The organism is Escherichia sp. E3659 (assembly GCF_005781135.1).
Taxonomy (GTDB): Bacteria; Pseudomonadota; Gammaproteobacteria; order Enterobacterales; family Enterobacteriaceae; genus Escherichia.
In genome coordinates this window covers 72,279-91,358 of record NZ_VATQ01000003.1, presented here as the reverse complement: position 1 = coordinate 91,358, position 19,080 = coordinate 72,279, and the positions used below count along the sequence as shown (strand labels likewise).

General features: G+C 51.0%; 17 protein-coding genes. 9 read left to right on the top strand and 8 right to left on the bottom strand.

Features of this window, described 5'->3' with window-relative positions:
• Window positions 1–38: 38 nt before the first annotated feature.
• The 3 genes from FEK47_RS03655 to FEK47_RS03645 form a co-directional block, all read right to left on the bottom strand.
• Window positions 39–2,300 carry a hydratase gene (locus tag FEK47_RS03655; protein WP_135486482.1) on the bottom strand — a complete coding sequence of 754 codons (2,262 nt, stop codon included), beginning with the start codon at window positions 2,298–2,300 and terminating at the stop codon, window positions 39–41.
• A 182-nt stretch (window positions 2,301–2,482) separates the two neighbouring features.
• The gene (locus FEK47_RS03650; RefSeq protein WP_130214919.1) at window positions 2,483–3,916 is read right to left on the bottom strand and encodes an anion permease; all 1,434 of its coding nucleotides are present in this window, start codon (window positions 3,914–3,916) and stop codon (window positions 2,483–2,485) included.
• A gap of 75 nt (window positions 3,917–3,991) precedes the next feature.
• Window positions 3,992–5,044, bottom strand: a complete 1,053-nt coding sequence (locus FEK47_RS03645) for a 4-oxalomesaconate tautomerase (protein WP_135486483.1) — start codon at window positions 5,042–5,044, stop codon at window positions 3,992–3,994.
• Between the two features lie 183 nt (window positions 5,045–5,227).
• Here FEK47_RS03645 and FEK47_RS03640 point away from each other — a divergent pair, with 183 nt between their 5' ends.
• On the top strand, window positions 5,228–6,181 hold the full coding sequence (locus FEK47_RS03640) for a LysR family transcriptional regulator (protein ID WP_130222218.1): 954 nt from the start codon (window positions 5,228–5,230) through the stop codon (window positions 6,179–6,181).
• Window positions 6,182–6,222: 41 nt separating this feature from the next.
• On the opposite strand, the gene pgl is transcribed toward FEK47_RS03640, so the two are convergent.
• A complete protein-coding gene (pgl, locus tag FEK47_RS03635) occupies window positions 6,223–7,218 on the bottom strand; it encodes a 6-phosphogluconolactonase (RefSeq protein ID WP_135486484.1) in 996 nt (331 codons plus the stop codon).
• A gap of 154 nt (window positions 7,219–7,372) precedes the next feature.
• Between pgl and ybhA the strand changes: the two genes are divergently transcribed.
• Window positions 7,373–8,191, top strand: coding sequence for a bifunctional pyridoxal phosphate/fructose-1,6-bisphosphate phosphatase (gene ybhA, locus FEK47_RS03630; RefSeq protein WP_000213425.1), 819 nt, complete (start codon window positions 7,373–7,375; stop codon window positions 8,189–8,191).
• On the opposite strand, the gene modC is transcribed toward ybhA, so the two are convergent.
• From modC to acrZ, 4 genes are all read right to left on the bottom strand, one after another.
• On the bottom strand, window positions 8,192–9,250 hold the full coding sequence (modC, locus tag FEK47_RS03625) for a molybdenum ABC transporter ATP-binding protein ModC (protein WP_130258662.1): 1,059 nt from the start codon (window positions 9,248–9,250) through the stop codon (window positions 8,192–8,194).
• 2 nt (window positions 9,251–9,252) lie between these two features.
• Window positions 9,253–9,942, bottom strand: a complete 690-nt coding sequence (modB, locus tag FEK47_RS03620) for a molybdate ABC transporter permease subunit (RefSeq protein ID WP_000604034.1) — start codon at window positions 9,940–9,942, stop codon at window positions 9,253–9,255.
• On the bottom strand, window positions 9,942–10,715 hold the full coding sequence (gene modA, locus FEK47_RS03615; RefSeq protein ID WP_138183108.1) for a molybdate ABC transporter substrate-binding protein: 774 nt from the start codon (window positions 10,713–10,715) through the stop codon (window positions 9,942–9,944). The genes modB and modA overlap by 1 nt, the downstream gene beginning before the upstream one ends.
• Before the next feature lie 165 nt (window positions 10,716–10,880).
• On the bottom strand, window positions 10,881–11,030 hold the full coding sequence (gene acrZ, locus FEK47_RS03610; protein ID WP_032302722.1) for a multidrug efflux pump accessory protein AcrZ: 150 nt from the start codon (window positions 11,028–11,030) through the stop codon (window positions 10,881–10,883).
• A gap of 128 nt (window positions 11,031–11,158) precedes the next feature.
• Between acrZ and modE the strand changes: the two genes are divergently transcribed.
• The 7 genes from modE to gpmA all read left to right on the top strand — a co-directional run bounded on the left by modE (window position 11,159) and on the right by gpmA (window position 18,962).
• The gene (gene modE, locus FEK47_RS03605) at window positions 11,159–11,947 is read left to right on the top strand and encodes a molybdenum-dependent transcriptional regulator (RefSeq protein ID WP_135486487.1); all 789 of its coding nucleotides are present in this window, start codon (window positions 11,159–11,161) and stop codon (window positions 11,945–11,947) included.
• A gap of 67 nt (window positions 11,948–12,014) precedes the next feature.
• On the top strand, window positions 12,015–13,487 hold the full coding sequence (modF, locus tag FEK47_RS03600) for a molybdate ABC transporter ATP-binding protein ModF (RefSeq protein WP_138183107.1): 1,473 nt from the start codon (window positions 12,015–12,017) through the stop codon (window positions 13,485–13,487).
• Between the two features lie 261 nt (window positions 13,488–13,748).
• The gene (gene galE, locus FEK47_RS03595; protein WP_001265443.1) at window positions 13,749–14,765 is read left to right on the top strand and encodes a UDP-glucose 4-epimerase GalE; all 1,017 of its coding nucleotides are present in this window, start codon (window positions 13,749–13,751) and stop codon (window positions 14,763–14,765) included.
• Between the two features lie 9 nt (window positions 14,766–14,774).
• A complete protein-coding gene (gene galT, locus FEK47_RS03590) occupies window positions 14,775–15,821 on the top strand; it encodes a galactose-1-phosphate uridylyltransferase (protein ID WP_000191508.1) in 1,047 nt (348 codons plus the stop codon).
• Window positions 15,822–15,824: 3 nt separating this feature from the next.
• Window positions 15,825–16,973: a galactokinase gene (gene galK, locus FEK47_RS03585; RefSeq protein WP_135486488.1), complete on the top strand. Its 1,149-nt coding sequence runs from the start codon at window positions 15,825–15,827 to the stop codon at window positions 16,971–16,973.
• Window positions 16,967–18,007, top strand: a complete 1,041-nt coding sequence (gene galM, locus FEK47_RS03580) for a galactose-1-epimerase (protein WP_059321515.1) — start codon at window positions 16,967–16,969, stop codon at window positions 18,005–18,007. The genes galK and galM overlap by 7 nt, the downstream gene beginning before the upstream one ends.
• Window positions 18,008–18,209: 202 nt before the next feature.
• A complete protein-coding gene (gene gpmA, locus FEK47_RS03575; RefSeq protein WP_001295305.1) occupies window positions 18,210–18,962 on the top strand; it encodes a 2,3-diphosphoglycerate-dependent phosphoglycerate mutase in 753 nt (250 codons plus the stop codon).
• Window positions 18,963–19,080 lie beyond the last annotated feature (118 nt).

The following is a 19,080-nucleotide window of genomic DNA, read 5'->3' as shown; positions in this document are numbered from 1 at the left end:
ATAAGTGCCGGATGCGACCTACATTCACATGGCGCTTTTTATATCTGACGGTTTTTATTGAAGTTAATCAAACTACCCGCTTTGATAATCTCGCGCTCTTCAGCAGTCAGACTTTCCATATAGAGCGTAATCTCCGTTACCGGCGCATCTTTATGGATCACATAACCTTTAAATGTCGTACCTGGATTATCCAGCGCCGCTTTAATGCCGGGGATGTAAATGTAATCACCTACGTCAAAGTTCGGTGCTTCCGCCATTTGCAGCGGTAACATCCCCCAGTTGATGACGTTGGAACGGTAGCGTTTAGTCGCGTACTCCTCGGCAATATTCGCCAGACCGCCAATCACTCGCTGGCAGCTCGCCGCCTGCTCACGCGCAGAACCATCGCCTGGTTTGACCGCATAGACCATGCTGCCAATTTCAGTTTGCAGCGGATCAATATTTTCCTGACCAGCAATCTGCTTAATGCGCGCAAAAACGTCTGCCAGTTCGCTGACATTCCCCGCCAGACGCTGATTTTCCAGCTCGGCAGTGGCTTTACTTCTGCCAACATAACCAGGATCACGGCGTGACAGGGTAAACTCCGCCAGACCAATCGGATTTGAACGATACGAAGAGGTTTCACCGGAAGGAATCAATTCGTCAGTGGTGGTCACTTCGTCGAGGATCTTCGAGCACACTTTGAGGACGATATTGTCAGTCAGCGCGCCCAATTCCGGCCAGTCTTTGATGTTCGGTCCGTAGATCAGCGGTTGCTGAGTCGTCCCTTTCACAAAGCCCTGATAAACACGGTTTTTATACGGCGTTACATCGAAGGCGTACTCCGGCACGTTGTCCCAGCAATCGAGTTCGCTGGCAGAGGTTAAATAGCCACCGTTTGCCGCAGTCGCAGCAATAGAACGAGCGTCCATCAACGCCACCGCTGACATCTGCCCATTGGCTGGCTTAGAGCCTTCGCGGTTCGGGAAGTTACGCGTGGTGTGGCGAATACTCAAACCGTTGTTGATTGGCGTATCGCCCGCGCCAAAGCATGGGCCGCAGAACGCGGTTCTGATGATTGCGCCTGCGCCAATCAAATCGGCTACCACACCTTTTTTGGCAAGATCCATAAACACCGGCTGTGATGACGGGTAAACCGCCAGCGAGAAGGTGTCATTACCACAGGATTGACCGCGCAGCGCATTTGCTGCGGCGATAACGTTTTCATAGTTACCGCCAGAACAGCCCGCGATAATCCCCTGCTGCACTTTCAGGCGACCATTTTCCACTTTATCCAGCAGCGAGAGTTTGGCTTTACCGTGCGCCACGCGTTCGGACTCAATTTCAATCTCACGCAGAATGTCGGTCAGGTTCTGGTTCAGCGTGTCGATTTCATACACGTTGCTCGGGTGGAACGGCAGCGCAATCATCGGTTTGATGGCACTTAAATCAACGCTGATGCAGCCATCGTAGTACGCCATCGGTTGAGGGTTAAGCTGGCAGTAATCCTGGCCGCGACCGTGAAGCGCCAGCCAATTATGCACTTCTTCATCAGTTTGCCAGACAGAACTTAAACAGGTCGTTTCGGTAGTCATTACGTCTACGCTGTTACGGAAATCGGTAGAGAGCGCAGCAACACCGGGACCTACGAATTCCATCACTTTGTTTTTGACGTAGCCGTTTTTGAACACGGCACCGATGATAGCCAGCGCCACATCCTGCGGCCCCACATACGGCGCAGGTTTTCCGGTCAGATGCACCGCAACCACGCCCGGATAGTCGATATCCCAGGTGTCATTAAGCAGCTGTTTTACCAACTCGCCGCCGCCCTCACCGACTGCCATTGTCCCTAATGCACCGTAACGGGTGTGGCTGTCTGACCCGAGGATCATTTTGCCGCCGCCTGCCATCATTTCACGCATATATTGATGGATGACCGCAATATGCGGAGGCACAAAAATACCGCCATAACGCTGGGCCGCCGATAAACCAAAAATATGGTCATCACCGTTAATGGTGCCGCCCACAGCACAGAGTGAGTTATGGCAGTTGGTCAGCACATACGGCAGCGGGAAACGTTCCATACCGGACGCTTTAGCGGTCTGTACAATACCAACAAAGGTAATATCGTGAGAGGCTAATGAATCAAACTTAATTTTAAGTTTATCCATATTTCCGGACGTATTATGAGAAGAGAGTATTGACCAGGCAATAGTGCCTTTTTTTGCTTCTTCTTTTTTTATTTCGCCGGTGAAATGTTCTTCGGCAATTATTTCGTTATTACTGGCGAGAAACACGCCTTTTTCAGATAACTTGATCATCAAATGCTCCAGATATCTGCGCACCGTGAAGTGCGCAGAAAGATAATAAATGGATATACTCTAAATAATTCGAGTTGCAGGAAGGCGACAAGCGAGTGAATCCCCAGTCACTTACATAAGTAAGTGACTGGGGTGAGCGAACGCGGACGCAGTACATGCAACTTGAAGTACGACGAGTATTTTTACAGCATGTTCCAGCCGATCAGCATATTCCACCACCATACGCCGAGGGTGATATGCACCAGGAAGGTTAATATCGTCAGTACCGCACCGACCAACCACCAGGATTTAATATCGTTGTAACCCACACCAAAGATGACCGGACCAGCCGCGCCACCATAGTGAGTAACCATGCCGCCGTAGGAGTTGGAGAACAACAGTGCCAGCGCGGTTAACATTAACGGTGCACCGGAGACGTTCGCCAGCATGGCAAATACCGGTAACATGGCAACGATATAGGCACTACCGGAAGCGAAGAAATAACGCACGATGATGCTGAGGAAAATAATAACGAAGAAAGCAACGTTACCGTGACCATCAAATGCCAGGTTATTTTTAAAGACTTCAGCTAACCATTCGAAGAATTTAACTTTCGATAATAAGGAGCTTAAGCCGATAATACCGCCGTACCAGATTAATGTATTCCAGCCGCCTTTATTTTTAACCACGTCTTCCCAGGTAACGATTCCTAGCAGCAGCATGGTCGCCATAACAACGATTGCCACAGTGGATTCATCAACCCCGAGCGTTTTACTGAAAATCCAGCCCAGCAGCGCCAGCACAAAGACACCGAGCAGCATTTTTTCACGGATTTTCATCGGCCCCAGTTCAGCAAGGCCCGCTTTGGCGATGGTTTTGTTATCCACCTTTTTAATTTCTGGCGGATACATGGTGTAAATCACCAGCGGAGTAACCAGCAGCATAATGATGCCCGGCAATCCGGCGGCCAGCGCCCATCCCCCCCAGCTAATTTGCAGATGCAGAATGTCGTTGATCATTTTCAGCGCCAGAATGTTCCCTGCCATTGCGGTAAAGAACATATAGCTGGTGGTTTTGGTGACCATGTAAATGGACATCATCAAGTAATGTCCGACACGACGCGGGCTTTTTTCAGGTTCTGATCCCAAAGCCACAGCCACGCTGTTGATGATCGGTAATACAATGCCGCCCGCACGCGCGGTGTTAGACGGTGTTGCCGGAGCCAGTACCAGATCGAGGAATACCGTAACGTAACCCAGACCCAGGGTAGTGCTACCAATTTTACCAATCAGCAAATAGGCAATACGTTTACCTAAGCCGGTGGTCACAAATGCGGCGCTTAAGGTAAACGCCGAGAACACCAGCCAGGTGGTACCTGAAGAGTAACCGCTTAATACGGCGGTGGTTTTAAACGCACCGTCAGATAAGTTACCGACCACCACCATCGAGGCAGCAACGGCAATTAACAGTACGACAGGTTCCGGGAAAGGCTTGATAACCAGCCCCACAATCGCCGCCAGGTAAATACCAAAAAGTACCCATGCCAGTTCGCTTAATCCTGCCGGGGCTGGCATAACGCCAATAATACATGGGATCGCTAATATCAGAATTAGCTTCCATAACGATTTCTTATTCATTTAAAATCCTGTTCTTTCTGTATGACTCATACAGAAGTCCTTTATTGATTGTCCTTATCACGACAACGAAATTTTTCAGGGAAGATAAACTTCACCGGAAAATATTTTTCTGGTCGTCCGAATAACAGATGCACGTAACGTTGTGGCATCCTGACCTTCATTACTTAAATGAACGTCAAGCGCACCACTGGGGTGTTCAATATTGATATTGCCGTACCCCACAGAAGGGACGATTTGTCGGGTGACGGTGCCTTCCAATGCACAGCTACTGGAAATGGCAATAGCGCCAGTTATTGCCAGCGCGCGATGGCAAGAATGCGGCATAAAATAACGCACATTAATTGCCCCGCCTTTCTGCGCTGGAGAAATAAGCACAGGTTTAGGGATAACCATATTACTGACATCGCCTAAGCCCATTGCTTTACCCGCTTGCAGACGGATAGATTCAATGCAGGCTAATAATGCTTTGTCGGCATCCAGTTCCGCCGGTAATTCATAGCCTGTTTTGCCCAGATATTCAGCCGGAATAATGACGACTGGCATCGCCATATCAATACAGGTCACTGGAACATCGTCAAAATAATCAATCTGTTTATCAGTCGGGAAGACTTTTCCGGTTTTTGTTCCTGCGGCATTCAGGAAAGTGAGAGCGACCGGTGCGGCTGTCCCTGGCACACCATCAATTCTGGCGCTACCCTCGTACTCGACAACACCATTTGGCGTTTGCACATCAGCTTCGATGAACGTACCGGTATTGACGTTGCGGATACGCACACGGGTGACCGGTGATGTCGCTGCAATCAAACCATTTTCAATAGCGAATGCCCCAACCCCAGACAGCATATTGCCGCAGTTGGGTGTCGTATCGACACGCTGCTCATGGACGATAACCTGAGCAAACAGATAATCGACATCAGCACGCGGATCGTCGGAACGGCTAATAATGGCGACTTTACTGGTCAGCGGATTACCGCCGCCGATACCATCTATTTCCAGATCGTTACCGGAACCCATAATTGCCATCAATATTTTATCGCGCTGCGTTTGATCTTCGGGTAAATGTTCCGCTAACAGGAACGCGCCCCTCGAGGTTCCACCTCGCATCATCACGCAGGGTATTTTTTTCATAATAATGCCCTCAATTTAAAAACATAACTTATTGCGATATAGTTACATTAAGGGCAAAGCATCTCTAATGACTTTAGCTCCACGATTAATAACATTTTTTCATTAATTTAAGTGATTAAATTGCAGTTAAACTGTTTAACTGTAAATCACTAAAACGCACCGCTTCCATTTTTCGGAGTAATAATGAAGCATGAATTATCAAGTATGAAGGCATTTGTTACGCTGGCAGAGTCCAGTTCATTTAACAATGCTGCTAAATTACTTAATATTACGCAACCTGCATTAACGCGCAGAATAAAAAAGATGGAAGAAGATTTACACATTCAACTTTTTGAGCGTACAACTCGCAAGGTTACGTTAACAAAAGCAGGAAAAAGGTTGCTCCCGGAGGCTCGGGAATTAATAAAGAAATTCGATGAAACGCTTTTTAGTATTCGCGATATGAATGCTTATCATCGTGGTATGGTGACGTTAGCGTGTATTCCGACCGCGGTATTTTATTTTTTACCACTGGCAATCGGTAAATTTAATGAGCTGTATCCCAATATTAAAGTGCGGATTCTGGAACAAGGCACGAATAATTGCATGGAATCGGTGCTGTGCAATGAATCTGACTTTGGCATAAACATGAACAATGTCACAAATTCATCCATTGACTTTACCCCACTGGTCAATGAGCCGTTCGTGCTGGCCTGTCGGCGTGACCATCCATTGGCCAAAAAGCAGCTGGTGGAATGGCAGGAGTTAGTAGGTTACAAAATGATTGGCGTGCGTTCCTCCAGCGGCAACCGACTGCTGATTGAGCAAAAATTGTCCGATAAGCCCTGGAAACTGGACTGGTTTTATGAAGTGCGTCATCTTTCGACGTCATTAGGATTGGTGGAAGCGGGACTGGGTATTTCGGCGCTTCCTGGCCTGGCAATGCCTCATGCGCCCTATTCTTCGATTATTGGTATCCCATTGGTGGAACCCGTTATACGTCGGACATTGGGAATAATTCGCCGTAAAGATGCCGTACTTTCTCCAGCAGCAGAACGCTTTTTTGCCTTGCTGATTAATTTATGGACTGACGATAAAGACAATTTGTGGACCAATATCGTCGAACGCCAGAGACACGCGTTACAAGAGATAGGTTAATACTCCCGGCGCAGGAGATTCAGCGCCGGGTAAATCAGCGGTTAGTGTGCGTTCACCACAACCCACATTGGCCCCTGCCCGACCGCATAACGGCCTTTTTCATGAAGCAACCCCTGCTCGCCAGCAATTTCGTATACCGCGATGTGGTGCGATTTTTGCCCTGCGGCAATCAGATACTTGCCACTGTGATCAACATTAAAGCCGCGCGGTTGGGTTTCCGTTGGCTGGTATCCTTCTTTACTCAATACGCTGCCATCTTCTGAAACGCTGAAAACGGTAATCAGACTGGCGGTACGGTCGCAGGCGTATAAATGACGACCATCCGGGGTGATATGAATATCAGCCGCCCAACGGGTGTCGGAGAAGTTTTCCGGCATCATATCCAGCGTCTGGACACATTCGATATTGCCGTGCGGATCTTTCAGTTCCCAGACATCCACTGAGCTGTTTAACTCATTGACGCAATATGCATATTGTTCGTTTGGATGGAACACCATATGACGCGGACCGGCCCCTTCAACGGTAGTCACTTCTGCCGGGTCCTGCGCCACCAGATGACCGTCATCGCTGACTGTAAACAGGCAAATACGATCCTGCTTTAATGCCGGAACCCACAGGGTGCGGTTATCTGGTGAGATATTGGCGGAATGGCAACCGTCCAGCCCCTCGACCACATCGACGACGCCCACTGGCAGGCCATCTTCCAGGCGCGTTACGCTCACGTTACCCGCATTGTAAGAACCTACAAAGACAAACTGCCCCTGGTGATCGGTGGAAATATGCGTCGGGCTACCCGGCAGCGCAGACTCTGCGGCAAAGGTCAGTGCGCCATCGTCCGGGGCGATACGATACGCCAGGACGCGAAACTCAGGGCGAACACCAACATAGAGATAACGTTTATCCGGGCTGACCACCATTGGCTGCACCTGCCCCGGCACATCGACAACCTGTGTCAGCGTCAGCACGCCTTCATGATTCAGGTTCCAGACGTGAATTTGCTGGCTCTCAGGGCTGGCGATATAAACTGTTTGCTTCATGAATGCTCCTTTGCATTTAGCAACTGACTTTAACAGCTAAAATTAGTCGCTTTTGGCGGTGAATGCTGAATTAAAACGCAGAATTTTGTCCGATAGTGGTATCGGTGTACCATTCGCGCAGACGAAAATTCTTAACCTTAATCTGGAAAACGCCATGACCACACGCGTGATTGCTCTCGACTTAGACGGCACCTTATTGACCCCGAAAAAGACTCTGCTTCCCTCATCGATTGAAGCGCTTGCCCGCGCTCGCGAAGCAGGTTACCAATTGATTATCGTCACGGGTCGCCATCACGTCGCTATTCATCCTTTTTATCAGGCGCTGGCGCTGGATACACCTGCTATTTGCTGTAATGGCACCTATTTGTATGATTATCATGCAAAAACTGTACTTGAAGCCGATCCAATGCCCGTTAACAAAGCCCTGCAACTCATTGAGATGCTGAATGAACACCACATTCACGGTCTGATGTATGTGGATGACGCAATGGTCTATGAGCATCCGACCGGACATGTCATTCGCACGTCTAACTGGGCGCAGACTTTGCCGCCGGAACAGCGCCCGACTTTCACACAAGTCGCTTCTCTGGCTGAAACGGCGCAACAAGTTAACGCCGTGTGGAAGTTCGCTCTGACGCACGATGACCTGCCGCAGTTACAGCATTTTGGTAAGCATGTTGAACATGAGTTGGGTCTGGAGTGTGAATGGTCCTGGCACGATCAGGTTGATATTGCGCGCGGCGGCAACAGTAAAGGCAAACGCCTGACGAAATGGGTTGAGGCGCAAGGCTGGTCGATGGAAAACGTAGTCGCATTCGGCGATAACTTCAATGATATCAGTATGCTGGAGGCTGCCGGAACGGGTGTAGCGATGGGCAATGCCGATGACGCGGTAAAAGCACGCGCCAATATCGTGATTGGTGACAATACCACCGACAGCATCGCCCAGTTTATTTATAGCCACCTGATTTAATCAGGCGGTTATCGACACACTTTTAATTTGCGCGTATAGCCACAGGCCAGGTTTGATCGCCAGTTCATCCCTGGCCCACGGGCTTATTCGCGCCCACAGCGTTTTACCGCCGACTTCCAGTTCCACTTCCACCTGGCCGTTATCGTCATAGCTATTGACGACTTTTGCGCGCAGCACATTGCGGATGCTGGTTTGTTGCGGCGGTTGTAAAACCAGAGAAACATCGGAAGCCTGGATGCGGATGCGTAGCGCGGCTTGCAGCGGTTCATCCAGCTTATTAACCCATAAATGCTGATCGCCCAGCGCCAGCGCGGTCATTGCGTAACGCGGATGATGTTCCAGTACCGTTACTTTCAGAATGCTGCTTTGTTGCTCTTTCGGCAGCCACGGATTCATCACGCTACTGCCCCACACTTCTTCCAGCGCCCCGAAAGCTTTCACCTGGCCGTTTTCCAGTACCATCACTTTGTCCGCCAGATGGAGGATTTCATCCAGCGAATGACTGACATACAGCATCGGAATGTTGATTTCCCGCGTCAGCCGTTGCAGATAAGGCAATAGCTCGCGTTTGCGCGGAAGATCCAGCGACGCCAGTGGTTCATCCAGCAATAATAATTCCGGAGCCGTCAGCAATGCCCGACCAATTGCCACACGCTGTTTTTCGCCTCCGGACAGGCTGCCCGGTAAACGGTCAAGCAACGGTTCAATGCCTAAAAGCGCCACCAGCTTATCAAACTGATCGACCATACTTTTCGCCATGCCGTAGCGCAGATTGCCACGCACTTTGTAATGCGGGAACAGCCGTGCATCCTGAAACACATAGCCAACGCGACGCTTTTCCGGCGTCAGGCAGATACCTTTTTCGGCATCATTTAGTACCCGACCATTGAGGACAATCCGCCCTTTTTGCGGGCGCGTCAGTCCACTAATGGCGTTAATCAGCGAAGTTTTTCCGGCACCAGAGACGCCAAAGATAGCAGTGATGCCATTGGCGGGCAGCGTTTCATTAATAGTCAGGCAATGGTTGCCCAAGGTCTGGGAAAAATTCAGTTCCAGCATGGTTAGCGCCCCGCCCGTTCACGGCTGATTCTGGCCAGCCATTCTGAAATCAACAGGGAGATCATCGCCAGCGCAATAGAAATAATGCACAGTCTCGCTGCGCCGCTTTCACCGCCAGGGGTCTGGATCAGGGTATACATGGCAGAAGGAATGGTTCGCGTTTCACCTGGAATGTTCGAAACAAAGGTGATGGTTGCGCCAAATTCACCGAGCGAACGGGCGAAAGCCAGTACTGTACCGACGATAATTCCCGGCAACGTCAGCGGTAACGTGATAGTAAAGAAAACGCGCCAGCGCCCGGCCCCCAGCGTTCTTGCGGCCTGTTCCAGTTTGACATCAACCCCTTCCAGCGCCAGACGAATCGCCCGCACCATCAACGGAAAAGACATGACGGCGGCAGCGAGAACCGCGCCGCGCCAGCTAAACGCGAAGGTAATGCCAAACCAGTCATACAGGCGTTCGCCGATAAATCCGCGCCGTCCCATAGAAACCAGCAGCAGATAACCGACAACCACGGGCGGTAACACCAGCGGTAGATGCAGTACGCTGTCGAGCAGAGCTTTGCCCGGAAACGTGCAACGCACCAGTAACCAGGCAAAAAAGATCCCAAACGGCAGGCTAAACAGCACAGCCAGGGAAGAAACTTTCAGGCTTAATAAAACCGCCTGCCATTCTGGATCGGTCAGTATCATTACTTAGTTGTAAATCCGTAACGTTTAAAGATTTCCGCAGCCTGCGGTCCCTTCAGATAATCGTAAAATGCTTTCACTGTCGCGTTGTTATGCCCTTCCACGACGGCAACCGGATATTCCACTTTTTTATGCGAATCTTCCGGGAAGGTGGCGACCACTTTTACCCCTTTGCTGGCAACTGCGTCAGAACCGTAGACAATACCCAGCGGCGCTTCATTACGTTCGACCAGCGCCAGCGCCCCACGAACATCTTCTGCCGGAGCCAGTTTCGGGGAGAGCGTATCCCATGCGCCCAGTTTTTGCAGAGCTTCTTTCGCATAAATGCCAGCCGGAACATGTTCCGGATCGCCAACCGCCAGGCGGCCGCCATTCAGCAGAGAGGTCCAGTTAGTTTTGCTGTCGATGGTGAACTCTTTCTGCTCGCTGGCTTTCGGTGCTACAACGACCAGGCTATTGCCGAGCAATGTTTGACGCGTGGCGGTATCAATTCCTTTTTTATCAATTGCATAATCCATCCATTTCTGATCGGCAGAAATAAACAGATCCGCTGGCGCACCTGCTTCAATCTGACGAGCCAGAGTAGAAGAAGAGGCGAAAGAAGAAACGACGTCTACACCTTTCTCTTTTTTATACTGCGTAGCGATATCCTGCATCGCGTTGGTCAGTGATGCTGCGGCAAAAACCGTGATTTTCCCTTCATCCGCCAACGCATTGCCAGCAACAGTGAAAGAGAGCGCCGCCCCGGCAAACAGGTTTAACCATTTACGAGCCATTTGTAACCCCTTTATTTAACGTTATGTAGGCGTCAATATAGCGGTAAGTTCAGAATTTTCCCAGCAGTTATTGTTAACCTTTGAGAGGTAGATAGAAAAAATATCGGCAGGAAAAGCAGGAAGTTGAGAAAAAGAAAATGCCCGACTCAGCGGGCATTCATGGAATCAATGATTTTGTCCAGGCTGGTCTTTTTTACCAACACCAGAAAAGATGTTGAATACTTCACCAAGACCGTAAATCAGACCCAGGATGATGGCCATCACGATAGGTACCATGATTACGGCGAATACCAGACTTTTTAATAACTCTAACATGGTCAACTCCAGATGTAGTCCTGTGACTATTCTAACCGTTAAGCACAGAAAAGCACTCCCCTTTTGTGCGGTCAGCTTTGCGTGGCGCGCATTTTCCGTCACAATAAGATTTTTGCCAGGACATTGTTATGCAGGCCGAAATCCTTCTCACCCTTAAGCTTCAACAAAAGCTCTTTGCCGACCCACGCCGCATTTCGCTACTAAAACACATCGCGCTTTCCGGTTCCATCAGCCAGGGGGCGAAAGATGCCGGTATCAGCTATAAAAGCGCCTGGGATGCCATTAACGAAATGAATCAGTTAAGTGAGCATATTCTGGTCGAACGAGCTACGGGCGGAAAAGGCGGTGGCGGTGCTGTGCTGACCCGCTATGGTCAACGACTGATTCAGCTTTACGATCTTCTCGCCCAGATCCAGCAAAAAGCCTTTGATGTGTTAAGTGACGATGACGCCCTGCCGCTGAACAGCCTGCTGGCCGCGATCTCACGTTTTTCACTGCAAACCAGCGCCCGTAACCAATGGTTCGGCACCATCACCGCCCGCGATCATGATGACGTTCAACAGCATGTTGATGTCTTACTGGCCGATGGTAAAACACGTCTGAAAGTCGCGATTACCGCGCAAAGTGGCGCGCGTCTGGGGCTGGATGAAGGCAAAGAAGTGTTGATTCTGCTGAAAGCGCCGTGGGTGAACATTACCCAGGATGACACCGTAGCCCAGAGTGCCGACAACCAATTGCCGGGCATTATTCGCCATATAGAGCGCGGCGCAGAACAGTGCGAAGTATTAATGGCGCTACCCGACGGGCAAACCCTTTGCGCCACGGTGCCGGTAAATGAAGCGGCTTCTCTTGAGCAAGGACAGAATGTCACGGCCTACTTTAATGCCGACAGCGTGATTATCGCCACACTGTGCTAAGCGTGTTGACAATTTGTTATGAAACACGTATCCCTGTCAGTAATCGCTGCAAAAAATGGGATATAAAATGTCATTGTTGCAAATTTTGCAAGGCACGTTTCGTCTTAGCGACACAAAAACGCTGCAATTGCCTCAGTTAATGTTAAACGCGGGTGATAGTTGGGCGTTTGTCGGTTCGAATGGAAGCGGGAAGTCGGCGCTGGCCCGCGCGCTGGCCGGTGAACTTCCGCTTTTGAAAGGTGAACGGCACAGCCAGTTCTCCCACATCACTCGTCTCTCCTTCGAGCAATTGCAAAAGCTCGTCAGCGACGAATGGCAGCGGAATAACACCGATATGCTCGGCCCTGGCGAAGATGACACCGGGCGCACCACGGCTGAGATCATTCAGGATGAAGTTAAGGACGCACCGCGTTGCGCGCAACTGGCGCAGCAGTTCGGCATTACCGCCCTGCTCGACCGACGTTTTAAATATCTTTCCACTGGCGAGACGCGAAAAACCCTGCTGTGTCAGGCGCTGATGTCGGAGCCTGACTTACTGATTCTTGATGAGCCGTTCGATGGCCTGGATGTTGCCTCACGTCAGCAGCTGGCTGAGCGACTCGCCTCGTTACATCAGTCCGGTATTACTCTGGTACTGGTGCTCAATCGCTTCGATGAGATCCCGGAATTTGTCCAGTTTGCTGGCGTGCTGGCGGATTGCACGTTAGCGGAAACTGGCGCTAAAGAGGAACTGCTCCAGCAAGCACTCGTCGCGCAACTGGCGCATAGCGAACAGCTTGAAGGTGTGCAACTGCCGGAGCCGGATGAACCTTCAGCACGTCACGCCTTACCCGCCAACGAACCGCGCATTGTGCTGAACAATGGCGTGGTTTCTTATAACGATCGCCCCATTCTAAATAACCTTAGCTGGCAGGTGAATCCTGGCGAACACTGGCAAATTATCGGGCCCAATGGCGCGGGAAAATCGACATTATTAAGCCTGATTACTGGCGATCATCCGCAAGGTTACAGCAACGATTTGACGCTTTTCGGACGACGTCGCGGCAGCGGCGAAACCATCTGGGATATTAAAAAGCATATCGGTTACGTCAGCAGTAGTTTGCATCTGGATTACCGGGTCAGCACTACCGTGCGTAATGTGATTCTTTCTGGCTATTTTGATTCGATTGGCATTTATCAGGCCGTTTCGGATCGCCAGCAAAAACTGGTGCAGCAGTGGCTGGATATTCTCGGCATTGATAAACGCACGGCTGACGCTCCGTTCCATAGTCTTTCCTGGGGGCAACAACGTCTGGCGCTGATCGTCCGCGCGCTGGTGAAACATCCAACGTTGCTTATTCTCGATGAACCATTGCAGGGGCTGGATCCGCTCAATCGCCAGCTTATCCGCCGTTTTGTTGATGTGCTGATTAGCGAAGGTGAAACGCAATTATTGTTTGTTTCGCACCACGCTGAAGATGCGCCTGCCTGTATTACCCATCGTCTGGAGTTCGTGCCGGACGGTGACCTTTATCGCTATGCACTGACAAAAATAAACTGAGTCGGTAGTGCTGACCGTGCCGGATGCGGCGTAAACGCGTTATCCGGCACAGGGCTAGACGCATCCAGGCATGAAACCGCATCTTTTTTTCAGATAAAAAGCGCAATCATTCATAAACCCTCTGTTTTATAATCACTTAATCGCGCATAAAAAACGGCTAAATTCTTGTGTAAACGATTCCACTAATTTATTCCATGTCACACTTTTCGCATCTTTGTTATGCTATGGTTATTTCATACCATAAGCCTAATGGAGCGAATTATGAGAGTTCTGGTTACCGGTGGTAGCGGTTACATTGGAAGTCATACCTGTGTGCAATTACTGCAAAACGGTCATGATGTCATCATTCTTGATAACCTCTGTAACAGTAAGCGCAGCGTACTGCCTGTTATCGAGCGTTTAGGCGGCAAACATCCAACGTTTGTTGAAGGCGATATCCGTAACGAAGCGTTGATGACCGAGATCCTGCACGATCACGCTATCGACACCGTGATCCACTTCGCCGGGCTGAAAGCCGTTGGCGAATCGGTACAAAAACCGCTGGAATATTACGACAACAACGTCAACGGCACTCTGCGCCTGATTAGCGCCATGCGCGCCGCTAACGTCAAAAACTTTATTTTTAGCTCCTCCGCCACCGTCTATGGCGATCAGCCCAAAATTCCCTACGTTGAAAGCTTCCCGACCGGCACACCGCAAAGCCCTTATGGCAAAAGCAAACTGATGGTGGAACAGATCCTCACCGATCTGCAAAAAGCCCAGCCGGACTGGAGCATTGCCCTGCTGCGCTACTTCAACCCGGTTGGTGCACATCCGTCGGGCGATATGGGCGAAGATCCGCAAGGCATTCCGAATAACCTGATGCCGTACATTGCCCAGGTTGCTGTAGGCCGTCGCGACTCGCTGGCAATTTTTGGTAACGATTATCCGACCGAAGACGGTACTGGCGTACGCGATTACATCCACGTAATGGATCTGGCGGACGGTCACGTCGTGGCGATGGAAAAACTGGCGAACAAGCCTGGTGTACACATCTACAACCTCGGCGCAGGCGTCGGCAGCAGCGTGCTGGACGTGGTTAATGCCTTCAGCAAAGCCTGCGGCAAACCGGTTAACTATCATTTTGCACCGCGTCGCGAGGGCGACCTTCCGGCCTACTGGGCGGATGCCAGCAAAGCCGATCGCGAACTGAACTGGCGCGTAACGCGCACACTCGATGAAATGGCGCAGGACACCTGGCACTGGCAGTCACGCCATCCACAGGGATATCCCGATTAAGGAACGACCATGACGCAATTTAATCCCGTTGATCATCCACATCGCCGCTACAACCCGCTCACCGGGCAATGGATTCTGGTTTCACCGCACCGCGCTAAGCGCCCCTGGCAGGGGGCGCAGGAAACACCAGCCAAACAGGTGTTACCTGCGCACGATCCAGATTGCTTTCTCTGCGCAGGTAATGTGCGGGTGACAGGCGATAAAAACCCCGATTACACCGGGACTTACGTTTTCACTAATGACTTTGCGGCCTTGATGTCTGACACGCCAGATGCGCCAGAAAGCAACGATCCGCTGATGCGTTGCCAGAGCGCGCGCGGTACCAGCCGGGTGATCTGCTTTTCACCGGATCACAGTAAAACACTGCCAGAACTGAGCGTTGCGGCATTGACGGAAATCGTCAAAACCTGGCAGGAGCAAACCGCAGAGCTGGGAAAAACGTACCCATGGGTGCAGGTCTTTGAAAACAAAGGCGCGGCGATGGGCTGCTCTAACCCGCATCCGCACGGACAGATTTGGGCAAATAGCTTCCTGCCTAACGAAGCTGAGCGCGAAGACCGCCTGCAAAAAGAATATTTTGCCGAGCAGAAATCGCCAATGCTGGTGGATTATGTTCAGCGCGAGCTGGCAGACGGTAGCCGTACCGTTGTCGAAACCGAACACTGGTTAGCCGTAGTGCCTTACTGGGCTGCCTGGCCGTTCGAAACGCTACTGCTGCCCAAAGCCCACGTTTTACGGATCACCGATTTGACCGACGCCCAGCGCAGCGATTTGGCGCTGGCGTTGAAAAAGCTGACCAGTCGTTATGACAACCTCTTCCAGTGCTCCTTCCCCTACTCTATGGGCTGGCACGGTGCGCCATTTAATGGCGAAGAGAATCAACACTGGCAGCTGCACGCGCACTTTTATCCGCCTCTGCTGCGCTCCGCCACCGTACGTAAATTTATGGTTGGTTATGAAATGCTGGCAGAGACCCAGCGAGACCTGACCGCAGAACAGGCAGCAGAGCGTTTGCGCGCAGTCAGCGATATCCATTTTCGCGAATCCGGAGTGTAAGAAATGAGTCTGAAAGAAAAAACACAATCTCTGTTTGCCAACGCATTTGGCTACCCTGCCACTCACACCATTCAGGCGCCTGGCCGCGTGAATTTGATTGGTGAACACACCGACTACAACGACGGTTTCGTTCTACCCTGCGCGATTGATTATCAAACCGTCATTAGCTGCACACCACGCGATGACCGTAAAGTTCGCGTAATGGCAGCCGATTATGAAAATCAGCTTGACGAGTTTTCCCTTGATGCGCCCATTGTCGCTCATGAAAACTATCAATGGGCTAACTACGTTCGTGGCGTGGTGAAACATCTGCAACTGCGTAACAACAACTTCGGCGGCGTGGACATGGTGATCAGCGGCAACGTGCCGCAGGGTGCCGGGTTAAGTTCTTCCGCTTCACTGGAAGTCGCGGTCGGAACCGTATTGCAGCAGCTTTATCATCTGCCGCTGGACGGCGCACAAATCGCGCTTAATGGTCAGGAAGCAGAAAACCAGTTTGTAGGCTGTAACTGTGGAATCATGGATCAACTGATTTCCGCGCTCGGCAAGAAAGATCATGCCTTGCTGATCGATTGCCGCTCACTGGGGACCAAAGCTGTTTCCATGCCGAAAGGCGTAGCTGTCGTCATCATCAACAGTAACTTCAAACGTACCCTGGTTGGCAGCGAATACAACACCCGTCGTGAACAGTGCGAAACCGGTGCGCGTTTCTTCCAGCAGCCAGCTCTGCGCGATGTCACCATTGAAGAGTTTAACGCTGTTGCACATGAACTGGACCCGATCGTCGCGAAACGCGTGCGTCATATCCTGACTGAAAACGCCCGCACCGTTGAAGCTGCCAGCGCGCTGGAGCAAGGCGACCTCAAACGTATGGGCGAGTTAATGGCGGATTCTCATGCCTCTATGCGCGATGATTTCGAAATCACCGTGCCGCAAATTGACACTCTGGTTGAAATCGTAAAAGCTGTGATTGGCGACAAAGGTGGCGTACGCATGACCGGCGGCGGATTTGGCGGCTGTATCGTCGCGCTTATTCCGGAAGAGCTGGTGCCTGCCGTACAGCAAGCTGTCGCTGAACAATATGAAGCAAAAACAGGTATTAAAGAGACTTTTTACGTGTGTAAACCATCACAAGGAGCAGGACAGTGCTGAACGAAACTCCCGCACTGGCACCCGATGGTCAGCCGTACCGACTGTTAACTTTGCGTAACAACGCAGGGATGGTAGTCACGCTGATGGACTGGGGTGCGACTTTACTTTCAGCCCGTATTCCGCTTTCCGATGGCAGCGTCCGCGAGGCTCTGCTTGGCTGCGCCAGCCCGGAATGCTATCAGGATCAGGCCGCGTTTCTCGGGGCCTCTATTGGTCGTTATGCCAACCGTATCGCCAATAGTCGTTATACCTTTGACGGTGAAACCGTGACGCTGTTACCAAGTCAGGGCGTCAACCAACTGCACGGCGGCCCGGAAGGGTTCGACAAACGCCGCTGGCAGATTGTGAACCAGAACGATCGTCAGGTGCTGTTTGCCCTGAGTTCAGATGATGGCGATCAGGGCTTCCCGGGTAATCTCGGCGCGACGGTGCAATATCGTCTGACCGACGATAACCGTATCTCTATTACTTATCGCGCCACAGTTGATAAACCTTGCCCGGTGAATATGACTAATCACGTCTATTTCAACCTCGACGGCGAGCAGTCTGACGTGCGCAATCACAAGTTGCAGATTCTGGCGGACGAATATCTGCCGGTTGATGAAGGCGGCATTCCCCACGACGGCCTGAAATCTGTCGCCGGAACCTCTTTTGATTTCCGCAGCGCCAAAATCATCGCCAGTGAGTTTCTTGCCGACGACGATCAGCGCAAAGTGAAAGGTTACGATCACGCGTTCTTGTTACAGGCCAAAGGCGATGGCAAGAAAGTGGCGGCGCATGTCTGGTCAGCAGATGAAAAATTGCAGCTGAAGGTCTATACCACCGCTCCGGCTCTGCAATTCTACTCCGGCAACTTCCTCGGCGGCACGCCATCAAGAGGAACTGAACCTTACGCCGACTGGCAAGGCCTGGCGCTGGAAAGCGAGTTTCTGCCGGACAGCCCGAACCACCCTGAATGGCCGCAACCGGACTGCTTCCTGCGTCCTGGCGAAGAGTATTCCAGCCTGACGGAATATCAGTTTATTGCTGAGTAATGTTAAGCCCTCGTCATGAGGGCTTTCTCCTCATGTTGTTCAAATCACCAGCAAATACCGACATATTTGCAACTCAATATTCACAACAACCTTACACTGCGACACTATTTTCGCTATGGTTATGCGTAAGCATTGCTGTTGCTTCGTCACGGCAATATAATGAGAATTATTATCATTAAAAGATGATTTGAGGAGTAAGTATATGGCTGTAACTAAGCTGGTTCTGGTTCGTCATGGCGAAAGTCAGTGGAACAAAGAAAACCGTTTCACCGGTTGGTACGACGTGGATCTGTCTGAGAAAGGCGTAAGCGAAGCAAAAGCAGCAGGTAAGCTGCTGAAAGAGGAAGGTTACAGCTTTGACTTTGCTTACACCTCTGTGCTGAAACGCGCTATCCATACCCTGTGGAATGTGCTGGACGAACTGGATCAGGCATGGCTGCCCGTTGAGAAATCCTGGAAACTGAACGAACGTCACTACGGTGCGTTGCAGGGTCTGAACAAAGCAGAAACCGCCGAAAAGTATGGCGACGAGCAGGTGAAACAATGGCGTCGTGGTTTTGCGGTGACTCCGCCGGAACTGACTAAAGATGATGAGCGTTATCCGGGTCACGATCCGCGTTACGCGAAACTGAGCGAGAAAGAGCTGCCGCTGACTGAAAGCCTGGCGCTGACCATTGACCGCGTGATCCCTTACTGGAATGAAACCATTCTGCCGCGTATGAAGAGCGGTGAGCGCGTGATCATCGCCGCACACGGTAACTCCCTGCGTGCGCTGGTGAAATATCTTGATAACATGAGCGAAGAAGAGATTCTTGAGCTGAATATCCCGACTGGTGTGCCGCTGGTGTATGAGTTCGACGAGAATTTCAAACCGCTGAAACGCTATTATCTGGGTAATGCTGACGAGATCGCGGCGAAAGCAGCAGCGGTTGCTAACCAGGGTAAAGCGAAGTAAACGTCATTCGTTTAATAATGAGAAAGCCGACTGCAAGTGAGTCGGCTTTTTTGTTGCTAACAATGGAGCACATTGCCTGATGCGACGCTGCGCGTCTTATCAGGCCTACGGTGACTCA

Excerpts from the sequence above, each read along its gene's own strand:
- modA (WP_138183108.1), bottom strand. The coding sequence starts at position 10,715 with ATGGCTCGTAAATGGTTAAACCTGTTTGCCGGGGCGGCGCTCTCTTTC.
- modE (WP_135486487.1), top strand. The coding sequence starts at position 11,159 with ATGCAGGCCGAAATCCTTCTCACCCTTAAGCTTCAACAAAAGCTCTTT.
- modC (WP_130258662.1), bottom strand. The coding sequence starts at position 9,250 with ATGCTGGAACTGAATTTTTCCCAGACCTTGGGCAACCATTGCCTGACT.
- FEK47_RS03640 (WP_130222218.1), top strand. The coding sequence starts at position 5,228 with ATGAAGCATGAATTATCAAGTATGAAGGCATTTGTTACGCTGGCAGAG.
- galT (WP_000191508.1), top strand. The coding sequence starts at position 14,775 with ATGACGCAATTTAATCCCGTTGATCATCCACATCGCCGCTACAACCCG.
- pgl (WP_135486484.1), bottom strand. The coding sequence starts at position 7,218 with ATGAAGCAAACAGTTTATATCGCCAGCCCTGAGAGCCAGCAAATTCAC.
- modF (WP_138183107.1), top strand. The coding sequence starts at position 12,015 with ATGTCATTGTTGCAAATTTTGCAAGGCACGTTTCGTCTTAGCGACACA.
- FEK47_RS03655 (WP_135486482.1), bottom strand. The coding sequence starts at position 2,300 with ATGATCAAGTTATCTGAAAAAGGCGTGTTTCTCGCCAGTAATAACGAA.
- gpmA (WP_001295305.1), top strand. The coding sequence starts at position 18,210 with ATGGCTGTAACTAAGCTGGTTCTGGTTCGTCATGGCGAAAGTCAGTGG.
- modB (WP_000604034.1), bottom strand. The coding sequence starts at position 9,942 with ATGATACTGACCGATCCAGAATGGCAGGCGGTTTTATTAAGCCTGAAA.
- ybhA (WP_000213425.1), top strand. The coding sequence starts at position 7,373 with ATGACCACACGCGTGATTGCTCTCGACTTAGACGGCACCTTATTGACC.
- FEK47_RS03650 (WP_130214919.1), bottom strand. The coding sequence starts at position 3,916 with ATGAATAAGAAATCGTTATGGAAGCTAATTCTGATATTAGCGATCCCA.
- galK (WP_135486488.1), top strand. The coding sequence starts at position 15,825 with ATGAGTCTGAAAGAAAAAACACAATCTCTGTTTGCCAACGCATTTGGC.
- galE (WP_001265443.1), top strand. The coding sequence starts at position 13,749 with ATGAGAGTTCTGGTTACCGGTGGTAGCGGTTACATTGGAAGTCATACC.
- acrZ (WP_032302722.1), bottom strand. The coding sequence starts at position 11,030 with ATGTTAGAGTTATTAAAAAGTCTGGTATTCGCCGTAATCATGGTACCT.
- FEK47_RS03645 (WP_135486483.1), bottom strand. The coding sequence starts at position 5,044 with ATGAAAAAAATACCCTGCGTGATGATGCGAGGTGGAACCTCGAGGGGC.